The organism is Sporosarcina sp. FSL K6-3457, assembly GCF_038007285.1.
Classification (GTDB): Bacteria; Bacillota; Bacilli; order Bacillales_A; family Planococcaceae; genus Sporosarcina.
Genome location: NZ_JBBOWX010000001.1, coordinates 3,251,424 through 3,266,469, shown reverse-complemented (window position 1 = coordinate 3,266,469; position 15,046 = coordinate 3,251,424). Strand labels below are relative to the sequence as shown.

General features: G+C 42.8%; 8 protein-coding genes and 2 pseudogenes. All 10 read left to right on the top strand.

The annotated features are described in order from the left end of the window. Positions 1-84: 84 nt before the first annotated feature. Complete coding sequence (gene pyrH / locus N1I80_RS16060; RefSeq protein WP_340738855.1) at positions 85-810, top strand: UMP kinase; 726 nt, start codon at positions 85-87, stop codon at positions 808-810. Beyond that, entirely contained in the window at positions 810-1,367 is a 558-nt protein-coding gene (frr, locus tag N1I80_RS16055) for a ribosome recycling factor (protein ID WP_340738854.1), read from the top strand. Before pyrH ends, frr begins: the two co-directional genes overlap by 1 nt. Positions 1,368-1,556: 189 nt before the next feature. After that, positions 1,557-2,351, top strand: coding sequence for an isoprenyl transferase (locus N1I80_RS16050; protein WP_340738853.1), 795 nt, complete (start codon positions 1,557-1,559; stop codon positions 2,349-2,351). Next, complete coding sequence (locus N1I80_RS16045) at positions 2,348-3,142, top strand: phosphatidate cytidylyltransferase (RefSeq protein ID WP_340738852.1); 795 nt, start codon at positions 2,348-2,350, stop codon at positions 3,140-3,142. Before N1I80_RS16050 ends, N1I80_RS16045 begins: the two co-directional genes overlap by 4 nt. Positions 3,143-3,164: 22 nt before the next feature. Beyond that, positions 3,165-4,310: a 1-deoxy-D-xylulose-5-phosphate reductoisomerase gene (locus tag N1I80_RS16040; RefSeq protein WP_340738851.1), complete on the top strand. Its 1,146-nt coding sequence runs from the start codon at positions 3,165-3,167 to the stop codon at positions 4,308-4,310. 226 nt (positions 4,311-4,536) lie between these two features. Next, the gene (gene rseP / locus N1I80_RS16035) at positions 4,537-5,796 is read left to right on the top strand and encodes an RIP metalloprotease RseP (RefSeq protein WP_340738850.1); all 1,260 of its coding nucleotides are present in this window, start codon (positions 4,537-4,539) and stop codon (positions 5,794-5,796) included. Between the two features lie 221 nt (positions 5,797-6,017). Continuing rightward, entirely contained in the window at positions 6,018-7,721 is a 1,704-nt protein-coding gene (locus N1I80_RS16030) for a proline--tRNA ligase (RefSeq protein WP_340738849.1), read from the top strand. 221 nt (positions 7,722-7,942) lie between these two features. Further along, positions 7,943-10,867, top strand: a pseudogene (locus N1I80_RS16025) (PolC-type DNA polymerase III); the annotation flags it as partial. A gap of 732 nt (positions 10,868-11,599) precedes the next feature. Next, positions 11,600-13,426 carry a group II intron reverse transcriptase/maturase gene (ltrA, locus tag N1I80_RS16020; RefSeq protein ID WP_340738848.1) on the top strand — a complete coding sequence of 609 codons (1,827 nt, stop codon included), beginning with the start codon at positions 11,600-11,602 and terminating at the stop codon, positions 13,424-13,426. A 112-nt stretch (positions 13,427-13,538) separates the two neighbouring features. Beyond that, positions 13,539-14,942, top strand: a pseudogene (locus N1I80_RS16015) (PolC-type DNA polymerase III); the annotation flags it as partial. Between the last annotated feature and the right edge of the window lie 104 nt (positions 14,943-15,046).

Genomic DNA, 15,046 nt, shown 5'->3' with positions numbered 1-15,046 from the left:
GATCATAAGCATAAGAATAACTAATGGGGAACACATGCATGTGTTCCCTATTTTTCGAGAAAACAGAGTAGATGGAGGGTACAAATGAGCGTCCCAGAATATAAACGAATCGTCCTGAAGTTAAGCGGTGAAGCACTTGCTGGTGATAAAGGTTTTGGGCTATCACCCGAAATCATCAAAACAGTTGCCGAACAAGTAAAAGAAGTAGTAGACCTTAATGTTGAGGTGGCAGTCGTTGTCGGAGGAGGTAATATCTGGCGCGGTAAAATTGGTAGCGAAATGGGAATGGATCGTGCGACAGCAGACTATATGGGGATGCTAGCAACCGTTATGAACTCCCTTGCTTTACAGGATTCACTTGAAAAGCTTGGTGTTGAAACGCGCGTATCCTCTTCGATTGAAATGAGGCAAGTGGCGGAACCATACATACGTCGTAAAGCAATTCGACATCTTGAAAAGAAACGGGTTGTCATTTTTGCGGCGGGTACCGGAAATCCTTATTTTTCGACAGATACAACCGCGGCGCTTCGAGCAGCAGAAATTGAAGCGGATGTCATTTTAATGGCGAAAAATAATGTGGATGGTGTCTATTCGGCCGATCCGATGAAAGATAACAATGCGGTCAAATACAAAGAACTGACTTATATAGATGTGATCAGTCAAGGTCTTGAAGTGATGGACTCTACTGCTTCAACCCTTTGTATGGACAATGATATCCCTCTCGTAGTATTCTCAATTATGGAAACTGGAAATATCAAAAGAGCCGTCCTCGGTGAACCGATTGGGACGGTTGTCAGGAGGAATTTATAATGCCGACAGCAGTAATGGACCAAGCGAAAGATCGAATGGAAAAAGCAATTAGCGCGTATACAAGAGAACTTGCATCAATTCGTGCAGGGCGTGCCAATGCTTCCTTACTCGACAGAATTTCTGTTGAGTATTATGGAGCACCTACGCCTCTTAGTCAGATGGCAGCCATTTCAGTACCTGAAGCGCGTCTTCTAGTCATTCAACCGTATGACAAAACGACAATTGGGGATATTGAAAAGGCAATTATGAAATCTGATATTGGGATTACACCGTCAAGTGATGGGACACTCATCCGCCTAGCGATTCCTTTATTGACAGAAGATCGTCGTAAAGAGCTTGTTAAATTGGTGAAAAAAGAAGCGGAAGATGCCAAAATTGCGATTCGTAACGTCCGCCGTGATGCCAATGATGATTTCAAAAAGCTTGAAAAAAGTAGCGATATCACAGAAGATGATTTACGCCGCAACGGTGAAGAGATTCAGAAGTTGACAGATTCAACGATTGTGAAAATCGACGCAATTGCAAAAGATAAAGAAAATGAAATCATGGAAATCTGATAGAAGAACTTTCTATATTCCGGGACGTCCTAATTCCAGGACGTCTTTTTTACTTATAAGAGAAGCTGAAGACATATATATTTGTATGAATTGAGCTTATGACTTTCTTATAATAATGAAATTTATCGTCTAATTTGTTACGATAGAGTATGTACTTGCTCTGAAAAGTAGCCGAGTGGAGGAAACGACATGCTTGAAAAACTCTTGCGAAAAAGAAATGTGGAGCCAGACACCACAATAACCGACAGGATTGCTATTATTACAAGCAAGCCAATCCCTGCCCATGTGGCGATTATTATGGATGGTAATGGCAGATGGGCAAAGCAGCGTAATTTGCCGCGGATTGCTGGCCATCATGAAGGGATGAAGACGGTTCGTACGATTACGCGTATCGCAAATGACCTCGGCATAAAGGTGCTCACACTTTACGCTTTCTCCACAGAGAATTGGAAACGACCGAAACTGGAAATCGATTTCCTGATGAAATTGCCTGGAGAATTTTTGAGTACATATCTCCCAGAACTAATTGAGCGGAACGTGAAAGTGGAAATGATTGGCAACTTCGACATGTTACCAGAGCATACAAAACATGCTATTGAAAAAGCTATGATAGCAACTGCTGATAATGATGGATTGACATTGAATTTTGCCATGAACTATGGCAGCAGATTAGAACTGGTGAAGTCTGTTAAAGAAATTGCAACACTCATCGCTGAAGGAGCAATCACGGTGAATGACATTGATGAGTCGTTAATCGGATCCCATTTAATGACTTCACATTTACCTGAACCGGATTTGCTAATCCGAACAAGTGGTGAAGTGAGACTTTCCAATTTCATGCTCTGGCAACTTGCTTATGCTGAATTTACATTTACAGATGTACTATGGCCAGATTTTAATGCAACATGCATGTTGAATGCCATCGAAGAATTCCAATTACGAAATCGACGTTTTGGAAGTGTGGAAGGAGAAGGGGACGCTTGAAGCAAAGAATTCTGACGGCAATCGTTGCGGCTGCCTTATTCGTTCCGTTCGTTATTGCAGGAGGGCTGCCTTTTACAATAGCTGTATACATCATTGCGACAATCGGTTTATATGAGCTGTTAAGGATGAGAGAAATCCATCTTTTTTCAGTAGAAGGCTTTCTCACATGGATTGCACTTGTTATATTACTTATGCCAGTTGCATGGGAGAGCAATGTTTTTCAAGCGCTAGGATATACGAAAATTGAAATGGCATTTGCTATTGTACTTATTTTGCTAACGCATACAGTAGTTGTTAAAAATCGATTTACATTCGATCATGCTGCATTTTCTGTGTTAGGCGCTTTATATGTTGGAATCGGATTTTATTATTTAATTGAAACGCGATTATACGGTATTGAATATGTTGTCTATGCGTTACTCGTTATTTGGACGACGGATTCAGGTGCGTATTTCATTGGTAGAAAAATCGGTAAGCACAAGCTTTGGCCGGAAATATCTCCAAATAAAACAGTCGAAGGATTTGTGGGCGGCATCGTATCTGCTGTTGTCTTTGCGTTTGTTTTTCAATACTTCTATCCAATCGCCTCGACGTATATCGTATTGACCGCAGTAACGGTTGTTGCGTCTATTGTTGGGCAAATGGGTGATTTAGTTGAATCGGCGCTGAAAAGGCATTATGCAGTCAAAGATTCGGGGAAGTTGTTACCAGGGCATGGCGGTATACTCGACAGATTTGATAGCCTCCTGTTCGTTTTACCACTCCTTCATTTTTTACATTTTGTAGGCTAAAGGAAAGATAGGTGTCATTGTGATGAAAAAAATAAGTTTACTCGGGGCGACTGGCTCTATTGGAATCCAGACACTCGATATTATTGAGTCGAATCCAGACAAATTTCAGCTCGTATCTTTTTCGGCTGGCATGAATATCGATAAGGTGAGGGAAATTGCTCTCAAGCATCAGCCACAAACGATATCGGTTATCGGACGTGAAGATGCGGAGAGATTGCAGGTGGAATTCCCGGCTAGCCGTGTTGTATATGGAGAAGAGGGACTCATTGAGGTAGCAGCTCATACGCATGCTGATGTCCTCGTCAATGCCGTAATTGGTAGCGTTGGACTCAAGCCGACACTTGAGGCGATTCGCGAGGGTATTACTATCGCTATCGCTAATAAGGAGACGCTTGTAGCCGCAGGAGATGTCGTCATGGCAGAAGCCCGTAAGTATAACGTTCCCCTATTACCTGTTGACAGCGAACATTCGGCATTGTTTCAAGCGTTGAATGGCGAAAATCCAAAGCGTATTTCTCGGCTGATATTAACAGCGTCGGGTGGTAGTTTCAGGGATCTTTCTCGCGAAGAACTTGCGAATGTGACAGTGGAACAGGCACTTGCACATCCGAACTGGTCGATGGGCAATAAGCTAACAATCGATTCTGCGACGATGATGAACAAAGGACTCGAAGTGATTGAGGCACACCATCTTTTCGGCATGCCTTACGATCAAATCGATTGTCTGCTGCATAAGGAAAGCATTATCCATTCGATGGTGGAGTTTGAAGATACGAGCGTTATGGCACAGTTAGGTTCCCCTGATATGCGCGTACCGATTCAATATGCACTGACGTATCCCGACCGCATTGCGATGCAAAATGCTAAGCCACTTCGTCTCGAAGAAATTGGTAAGCTACATTTTGAAAAAATGGACCTTGTGCGTTTCAAAGCATTAGCGCTGGCTTATGACGCTGGGAGAGAAGGCGGTACAATGCCAACTGCTATGAATGCGGCTAATGAAGTCGCTGTAGCCTTATTCATGCAGGGACGTATTTCGTTCATTCAAATCGAAGATATTATCGAACGTGTGATGGACGCACATCGAACAAGTGCTGTGCCAGATCTCGAGACTATTTTAGAAGCAGATTCACTTGCTCGAAAAATGGTGTATGCTATGGTAGAATGAGTTATTTAACTTGAATCAGCAGAAGTTCAAATTCCCTGCTGAACTGTAGAATGCAGGCTAAGAGCGCCACGTCCTGTGGCAGCAAGGAAGGATGCAGTTCAATCCTTCCCCATTGCATGACCTGCATCGTGCAGGCCCAAGCCTCCGGACGCAATCATACCAGGGGATGATTGTTCTTGATTCTACAGATAATTAAAGACCAAAATGGTCAGTGAAGGGGTTTTTCATGGAAACCGTTATTGCGTTTATCATCATATTCGGTTCTCTCGTCTTTTTTCATGAACTAGGGCATTTCCTGTTTGCGAAAAAGGCTGGGATCATGGTACGCGAATTTGCGATTGGATTCGGACCGAAAATTATTGGTATTCAAAAAGGTGAAACGTTATATACAATCCGTTTGTTGCCACTTGGTGGCTATGTAAGAATGGCGGGGGAAGATTTTGATAAGGTTGAATTGCAACCAGGTTACCGTGTGGGTCTGCTTATCAATGCTTCAGATGAAATCGAAAAAGTATATTTGAACCGTAATGTTGCCAACCCGGATGTGCTATTTCTAGAAGTAGAATCATCAGATTTAGAAAGAAAGCTGTTTATCGAAGGCTATGATGATGAAGGGCAATTAGTGCGTTTCAACGTATCTAGAAAAGCAGTTATCTATGAAAAAGGGCAGAAGACGCTGATTGCGCCGTATGATCGACAATTTGAATCAAAATCTGTAGGTAGTCGCGCGATGGCTATTTTTGCAGGTCCTTTATTCAACTTTATTCTGTCATTTTTCATCTTCCTAGCACTTGGACTGATGCAAGGAGTTCCAGTAAAAGAGGCGATTATTGCAGATGTGCAAAGTGATAACGTTGCGTTTACAGCCGGGGTGGAGGCTGGTGACCATGTGAAAGAGATTGATGGTCAGCCGATTAGCACTTGGAAAGAATTTGTGGAAATCGTCCAAGCGAGTCCAGGCGTTCCTTTACAATTTGTTATCGAACGTGATAGTGCATTGGTGAATTTAGCTATTACCCCAACTACGATAAAAGATAAATCAGGCCAGGAATATGGGCAACTTGGTGTTACTCGACCAATGGAGAAGAATCCGCTGAAGGCTGTTGCGTATGGTGCGGAGCAAACAATCTCTTGGATTAAGCAAATATTTGAATTGCTAGGGATGTTGGTGACGGGTAAATTCACAATTGATGCCTTGTCTGGACCTGTTGGGATTTACAAAGCGACTGAGGAAGTTGCACAGTACGGGATTTATAATCTCATGAACTGGGCTGCCGTGTTAAGTATTAACCTAGGCATTATGAACTTATTGCCGTTGCCTGCATTAGATGGTGGAAGATTGCTGTTCTTCTTCTTCGAGGCCGTGCGTGGTAAGCCAATTGATAAGCAAAAAGAAGGATTGGTCCATTTTGTAGGGATTGTTCTGTTGATGGTCTTAATGTTAGTTGTTACTTGGAATGATATTCAACGGTTTTTCTTCCCGTAACGTTAACTTAATTCAGCCGGAGGGCAAGCCCACGGCTGAATTAAGTTAAGCCTCCGGCGGATGTCACAGATTTTCAGATGAATTTAAGAAGGCAGTCTAGGTGCGCGACGTCCTGTCGCAACGACTGCATGACCTACTTCCTGTAGGCCTCAAGCTCAATGAAAACCTGGACACAATTACGCCAAGGCGTAATCGATAAAATTATTTGAGGTGGGAATTTAATGAAACAATCACGAACATTTATCCCTACAATGCGTGAAGTGCCTGCTGATGCAGATATTAAATCCCATCAGTTGCTGTTACGCGCTGGGTTTATCCGGCAAAATACGAGTGGAATTTATTCCTTCCTTCCCCTTGGTAAAAAAGTGCTTCAGAAAATCGAAACGATTATTCGTGAAGAAATGGAAGCGATTGATGCTGTAGAAGTACTCATGCCGGCTATGCAACAGGCGGAGCTTTGGCAGGAGACGGGAAGATGGAGTGCGTATGGTCCTGAGCTATTCAGGTTGAAAGATCGGCATAATCGAGAGTTTGCACTCGGTGCGACCCATGAAGAAGTCATTACTTCTCTAGTTCGTGATGAAGTGAAATCGTATAAAAAGTTGCCACTAACGATGTTCCAAATTCAGATGAAGTTTAGGGATGAGCAACGTCCACGTTTCGGTTTGCTTCGTGGGCGAGAATTCATCATGAAAGATGCGTATTCCTTCCATGCTACGGAAGATAGTTTGCATGATAAGTATATGGATATGATGCAGGCGTATACGAATATTTTTACAAGACTAGGTCTAGATTTCCGTGCGGTTATTGCGGACGGTGGTTCGATTGGTGGAACGGGGACGCATGAATTTATGGCGTTGTCAGATATTGGTGAGGATACGATTGCTTACAGTGATACCTCTTCTTATGCGGCTAATATTGAAATGGCTGAAGTGAATGTAGACTATGCCAAACGGGATGAGTCGTTGAAAGAAGTAAACAAAGTTTCGACACCTGATCAACGAACGATTGATGAAGTTGTATCCTTCCTCGAAGTGGATGTGGGGCGTCTGATTAAGACACTTGTATTTAAAGCAGATGACGAACTGATTGTAGTACTGAGTCGCGGGGATCATGAAATTAATGATATCAAGCTGAAAAATGCACTCGGTGCGACGGTTGTTGAATTTGCGCATGAAGCAGATGTGTTGGAGCTTCTATCTTGTGAGGTTGGGTCAATTGGGCCTATTAAATTGCCCGTTGGCTTAAAAGTCATTGCGGATCATGCAGTTGCATCTATCGTCAATGGTGTTTGTGGTGCGAATGAGGACGGTTTCCATTTGATAAATGTTAATCCGGAGCGAGATTTTGCGATTGATCGTTATGAAGATCTTCGTTTTATTCGTGAAGGGGACGCTTCACCGGATGGCAATGGGACGATTAAGTTTGCCAAAGGGATTGAAGTCGGTCATATTTTCAAATTGGGCACGACGTATAGCGAGTCGATGGAAGCAACATTCCTTGATGAAAACGGCAAAGCAAAGCCGTTCATCATGGGATGCTATGGCATTGGTGTATCACGGATTCTTGCGGCTGTCGCAGAGCAATACAATGATGATAGCGGTTTGAAGTGGCCGACGAAGCTAGCACCTTTCGATGTCCATCTCGTTACGGTGAACGTTAAGGATGATAATCAAGTAGGTCTTGCTGAGGAGTTATACACGATTTTGAAATCGTATCGTTATGATATCCTTTATGATGATCGTCCTGAGCGTGCAGGCGTGAAATTTGCTGATTCGGATTTAATCGGTTTACCGGTTCGTATTACCATTGGTAAAAAAGCGGTAGACGGAATTGTCGAAGTAAAATTTAGACAATCTGGAGAATCATTTGAGTGGCGAAAAGAAGAAATTACTGAAAAACTACAAGCGTTTTTTGGCGCTTAATAGAATAGCAATCGAGAAGGGGAGGCCGTCTGTCGGTACTTCCCTTCTCGCTTGCTTCAGTAGAAGCAAGCGATCCTCCGGAGGATGTCACAAATTTTGAAGGGAGTTGTGGAAGGCAGTCTAAGTTCGCGACGTCCTGTCGCAATGACTGCATACCCGCATCCTGCGGGCACAATTCAAAATTTGGACGCAATTACGCCGAGGCGTAATTGATCTAAAAAATAGGGGTGATATTTTTGGAAGCTATAAACAAGCTGCACATTTTGTTACAGCAAATCGGGATGACAGATGACCAATTTGCCATCCACTTTGAACAGGCTGAGCTGAACCGGGTGAATATCCACCGGAAGTCACGACTTTGGCAATTCAATTTAACATTGAAGCAGCCGTTACCAGCGGCTGTCTATCGCGAGTTTAGCAAGCGGGTCAATGAAGCTTTTTCCGCCATTGCAACGGTGCGGTTAGAAATGACTTGCCGTACGACTGAAATAGATGAAACAATGCTGACTGATTATTGGCCGTTTATCATCGAAGAGTTGAGTGATATGTCGCCGCCAATTCGGGAAAGGCTAATGAGCCAACAGCCAGTAATGACGGGTGGCAAGTTGGTGCTTCATTGCACAAATGATATGGAGCTGCAAACCTTGAGAGGCAAGTATGCTGACTTAATTGCAGATGTCTATCGATCGTTTGGTTTTGCGCGACCATTTGTCGATTTCAAGTTAACCGAGGAAGATAGGGGGGCAGAAGCTGAACGTCTCGCATTCCTTGCCCAAAGAGCGGCGGAAGAAGAAGCACTTGGTCAAAAAGCACTTGCAGATATGGTGCAGCGAGAAACATCTAAGAAGGACAGTGGTGGCACGGTATCTGGGCCCTTCCGTTTGGGTACACCTATTAAACAGGATGAGCCCATTATGGATATCCAGCATATCCAAGATGAGGAACGGCGTGTCACGATTGAAGGGTATGTGTTTGATACGGATGTGCGTGAGTTACGTAGTGGTCGATCATTGTTAACGATCAAAGTGACGGATTATACCGACTCTATCCTCGTGAAAATGTTCTCGCGTGACAATGAAGATGCGGAAATGATGAAGATGTTGAAAAAAGGGGCTTGGGTTCGCGCACGTGGTGGTATTCAGAATGATACATTCGTTCGTGATCTCATTATGATGGCGCAAGATGTTATGGAAATATCGCCCATTATTCGACAAGACAAGGCACCAAAGGATCGCAAACGGATTGAGCTACATGCCCATACGACGATGAGTCAGATGGACGCGGTTGTTTCGGCATCCAAGCTCGTTGGACAGGCGGCGAAATGGGGGCATCCGGCCATTGCCATTACGGATCACGCCAACGTCCAGTCGTTCCCAGAAGCCTATGCAGAGGGGAAGAAGCAAGGTGTTAAAGTGATTTTTGGATTGGAAGCCAATTTAGTCGATGACGGTGTACCTATCGTGTTTGATGAACAGCATCGTAAACTTGAGGATGATAGTTTTGTCGTCTTTGACGTGGAGACAACGGGTTTGTCGGCTGTTTACGATACGATTATCGAGCTCGCTGCGGTGCGTTTGAAAAATGGTGAAATTGTGGAGACGTTCGAACGCTTTGCCAATCCACATCATCCGCTATCCTCAACGACAACCGAACTAACGGGGATTACGGATGACATGGTGAAGGATGCGCCGGAAGTAGCGGACGTCGTGAAAGATTTCAGTGACTTTATCGGTGATTCAATTTTGGTTGCCCATAATGCGAAATTTGATATGGGGTTCTTTTATGAAGCCTCTAAAAGGGCTGGATTGCCAGCCATCGCCTATCCGGTAATTGATACGCTAGAATTGGCTCGCTTCATTCATCCTGAAATGAGAAATCACCGGCTGAATACGTTAGCCAAAAAATATAATATCGAGCTGACACAGCATCACCGTGCCATTTACGATACGGAAGCAACGGCTCATCTGTTCCTCCGATTAATGAAAGAATCAGAAGAAAAAGGGGTTGTGTACCTCGATGACTTCAACCGTCATATCGGGGAAGGGGATGCTTATAAGCGTTCACGTCCCTCGCATTGTACGCTGCTTGCGGTAGATGATGAAGGATTGAAAAACCTATTCAAACTTGTCTCGTATTCGCATATGGATTACTTTTACCGTGTTCCACGTATCCCACGTTCCTTGCTCGTTAAGCATCGAAAAGGGTTACTTGTCGGTTCAGGATGTGACAAAGGTGAAGTGTTCGAAGGGCTGATGCAAAAGTCGTTGGATGAAGTTGAGGAAATCGCGAAGTTTTATGATTATCTCGAGGTCCATCCAAAGCCTGTTTATTCCCATCTTATCGAACTTGAATTGATTCGGGATGAATGGAATTTAGAAGATATAATGCGTAAGATGGTCAAGCTTGGGAAAAAGGTTGGGCTTCCTGTTTGCGCGACGGGCAATGTCCATTATATTGATGAAACCGATGCTACTTTCCGCAAAGTACTTGTCCGTTCACAAGGTGGAGCTAATCCGATGAACCGTTATACGCTACCGGCGGTCCATTTCCGGACAACGGATGAAATGCTGGCTGAGTTTTCATTCCTCGGGGAGCAAGTGGCAGAAGAAATTGTCATTGATAATCCGCATGCGATATTGGAAAGAATCGGTGATGTGAAGCCTATTAAGGATGATTTGTATACGCCGAAGATTGAAGGGGCAGATGAGGAAGTAAGGGAATTAACCTATTCCATGGCGCACCGTATTTATGGTGAGCAATTGCCTGAAATTATTGAAGCTAGGATTGAAAAAGAATTGAAGTCCATTATTGGGCATGGATTTGCGGTTATTTACCTGATTTCCCATAAGCTTGTGAAGCGGTCGTTAGATGACGGTTACCTTGTGGGGTCACGTGGATCGGTAGGGTCATCACTCGTTGCAACGATGATGGAGATTACCGAAGTCAATCCGTTGCCGCCGCATTATGTATGTCCAACCTGTAAAACAACAGAGTTTTTCGATGATGGATCAGTTAGTTCGGGCTACGACTTACCGGATAAAGATTGCCCTTCATGTGAAGCGAAGTTTAAAAAAGATGGGCAAGATATACCGTTTGAGACATTTTTGGGTTTCAAAGGGGATAAGGTTCCGGATATCGATTTGAGTGCGCCACGTTGCTAATTGAAAAGATTAGCCACTAGCTTCGGCTAGGAGAACTGTTAACTTGAAGTGTGGAATGATGGAGTAACGCCCTGAAACACACTCACTGAATCTGCGGCAAGCGATGAAAGCAATGTAAATAGCAGAAGTCGTTTGGAGCCCGCTAAAGTCGGCTGAAGTTTACCCTAGCACGTAATGGTGAGGAAAAACCTTGTAGGTTGTAAATGATAGGTCGGGTGTCTATAAAATTCCTATGGTTAGAATGGATAGATTCATCTGGACGAATCCTCGACTGACTCTTCGTGAATGTCACTATGTAGAAATGCATAGGGGTCCAAAATGGACTTTCTAGTGTGGATGAGTAAACGTTAGGTTATGAAAATCCATATGGCTTTACAGGAGCCATTAAGCTAGACGGAGTTTAGAGGAAACCTAAGGGAATTATGCGATAGATAGAGTTAATGGAACGTGGGAAGCTCCGAAGACTTGAGATGATTACACATCGCTTGAAAGTCGTTCTTCAAAAAGCTGCTAAAGTATAATGAAGATTTATCGGAGTGGCAGTAAAGCCGTAGTACCGTTTGTAGGAATTGCTGATGACAACCGAATAGATTGAATAGGTTCGAGGGAAAAACAATTCCGAGGGAAGGGCTTGAGTCGTCTTTTACGATACAAATCCTACACAAGTCAGTATTCTCGTATGACTAAACAGAAACGAAAACCGATTGAGGTGATTAGTTGGCTGACTTAATGGTTCAAAAGTTAAGAAATAATGAATACTTCAATGTTCAAGAAACGTTTGATACTTTATACGCTAAAAGTAAAAAGGGACGGTATTTTAAGAAGTTATACGATTTAATCGTATCCGAAGAAAATATTCTCCTCGCTTTTCGAAATATGAAAAGCAATACTGGAAGCAAAACAAAAGGCTCAAACGGGCATACGATTAAACATCTAAATAAGATGAATAAAGATATGCTCATTAAAATGGTTCGCAGAAAATTAGAAAACTACAAACCAGAAATGGTCAGAAGAGTGATGATTCCAAAGCCGAATGGTGATAAGCGTCCTCTTGGTATACCGACGATTGAAGATAGGCTGATTCAGCAAATGATTTTACAAGTTCTTGAACCAATCGTTGAGGCAAAATTTCATCCATCTAGCTTTGGATTTAGACCACATCGGAATACGCACGACGCCTTGGCGAGATGCTACCATATGGTCAATCATAGTCATCAACACTATGTAGTCGATGTAGACATTAAAGGTTTCTTTGATAATGTAAATCATAAAAAGTTAAGCAAACAACTTTGGGCGATTGGTATAAGAGATAAAAAAGTGCTGAGTATTATTAGTAAGATGTTAAAAGCGGAAATTGACGGTGAAGGAGTACCTGATAAGGGAACGCCACAAGGTGGGATACTTTCTCCTTTGTTATCTAATATCGTGTTAAACGAGTTAGACTGGTGGATTTCAAATCAATGGGAAACAAAACCGACAAGAGTGAACTATAAGCTGAAAAGGAATCGTACAGATGCCTTGAAGAAGACGAGGTTAAAGCCTTGTTACATTGTTCGCTATGCTGATGACTTCAAAATCTTTACAAACTCTTATGAAAATGCCCAAAAGTTATTCATTGCTGTGACGAAGTGGTTAAACGAGCGTTTGGGCTTGGATGTTAGTCCTGATAAAAGTAAAATCACGAACCTTCGAAAGAATGGAACAGATTTTCTGGGTGTGCGCTTTCGAGCGGTACAAAAAGGGACGGCTAAAACGGGGTATATTGTAAATTCAAAAATATCCCCAAAGGCAAAAGAAAAAGTGACAAAGGTTTATCAATACAAACTAAGTCAAATACGGAAAAGTCCAACGCCGAAAAAAATCCTTGACCTCAATGCATTTACGTTGGGGATTCATAATTACTATAAGATTGCCACCAGGGTATCGGTCGATTTCAACGATATTAGACATACGATACACTTTAAAATCAAAACTTTAATGTATCGGAACATTTTTAATCCGACAACAGAGAAGAATGCTGTAATTGAAAGGTTCTATGACGATTTCAATTACAAACGATTTAAAAGTAATGGCATACTGGTATATCCATTTGAATCCATTCGACATCAAATACGAGGTCAAAGAGAACCAACATTTACGATTTACGACAAAGATGACCGTCAAAGAATACATCGGGAACTAATTCATGTAACAGCCATTGAAATTGAACATTTAAGAAGAGGGAACTTCTCATCAAAATCTACTTTGTATGAAAATAATCGGATAAGTAAATATGTCGCGCAAAAAGGAAAGTGCCATATTACGGGAGAGCGGTTACTGCCAATCAACTGTGTTTGTCACCATATCCTACCTACTAAAATGGGTGGAACCGATGAGTACGACAATCTTGTGATTATTAAAAAGGATTATCATACCCTTATCCATACAAAGTTTCCGATGAAAGACCCTACAAAAGTAAAACTCGTCTATTCATTAGATGAAAAAGCAGTAAAGAAACTCAATAAATTACGCAAGGTTGTAGGATTCCAAGCGTTAGTTGTATAACTTATCGTAAATATAAAGACGATGGAGCGCCGTATGACGCCGAAAGGGTCACGTACGGTGTGGGACAGGGGAAAAGCTGACGATAATTTCAAAGGTTTACCTATTGTCATACTTCAGCGGTGATTATCAAGCGCATGCGCATAATTATACGAAGGATTTGTTTGGTGAGGATTATGTTTACCGAGCGGGAACGATTGGTACGGTTGCGGAGAAGACGGCGTATGGCTATGTTCGTGGCTATATGAATGATAACGGCTATACTTTCCGCGGTGCAGAAATTGACCGGCTTGTGCAAGGTTGTTCGGGCGTTAAGCGTAATACGGGACAGCATCCTGGGGGTATTATCGTTGTGCCAGATCACATGGAAATATTCGATTTTACGCCGATTCAGTTTCCTGCCGATGATACGAATTCAAGCTGGAAGACGACGCATTTCGACTTCCACTCTATCGACAATAACTTGTTGAAGCTTGATATTCTCGGGCATGATGATCCTACGATGATTAAGATGCTACAAGACCTTTCTGGAATTGACCCGTTGACGATTCCGCCAGATGATGCAGGTGTTATGGCATTATTCAGTGGGACGTCGTCACTTGGTGTGACAGAAGAGCAAATTGGCTGTAAAACAGGCACACTCGGGGTTCCAGAGTTTGGGACGCGTTTTGTTCGGCAGATGTTAGAAGAAACAAAACCATCGACGTTTTCAGAGCTTATTCAGATTTCAGGATTATCGCATGGGACGGATGTCTGGCTCGGTAATGCACAGGAATTAATTCAAAATAAGACGTGTGAATTATCCGATGTTATCGGTTGTCGTGATGACATTATGGTTTACCTAATCTATCAAGGGCTGGATCCTTCTATGGCATTTAAAATAATGGAGTCTGTTCGGAAAGGGAAAGGCCTGACACCGGAATTTGAAGAGGAAATGAAAGCGCAAAGTGTGCCGAATTGGTACATCGAATCCTGTAAAAAGATTAAATACATGTTCCCGAAAGCGCACGCGGCTGCCTATGTTCTGATGGCGCTTCGGATTGCGTATTTTAAAGTACATCATCCGATTTTATATTATGCGACGTATTTCTCAGTACGAGCAACGGATTATGATTTGTTGACGATGACGAAAGGATCAGCCTCGATGCGTGCACAAATTCAAGAAATCAATGCTAAAGGGCTGGATGCATTGCCAAAAGAAAAGAGTTTGCTAACGGTGCTCGAAATTGCACTTGAAATGAGCGAACGTGGCTTTTCAATTGTCAAACCGGACCTGTACAAATCGGACGCAACGACGTTTCTTATTGATGGCGACACGTTGATTCCACCGTTCAACTCAATTCCATCTCTTGGGACAAACGTTGCTAATACGATTGTGGAGGCGAGGAAAGATGGAGAGTTTCTATCGAAGGAAGATCTCCAACAGCGCGGTCGTGTTTCGAAAACAGTTGTGGAGTATATGACGACACTTGGCTGTCTTGAAGGTATGCCGGAGGCCAATCAACTATCGCTGTTCTAGCACATTATTTGCGTGCTGCTATAACGTATGGTATGATGGGAACAACTTTTGTAATAGTCTTGCGCAAAAAGAGTGGGATTTCCCGCTCTTTTCTGTTGTTCTGT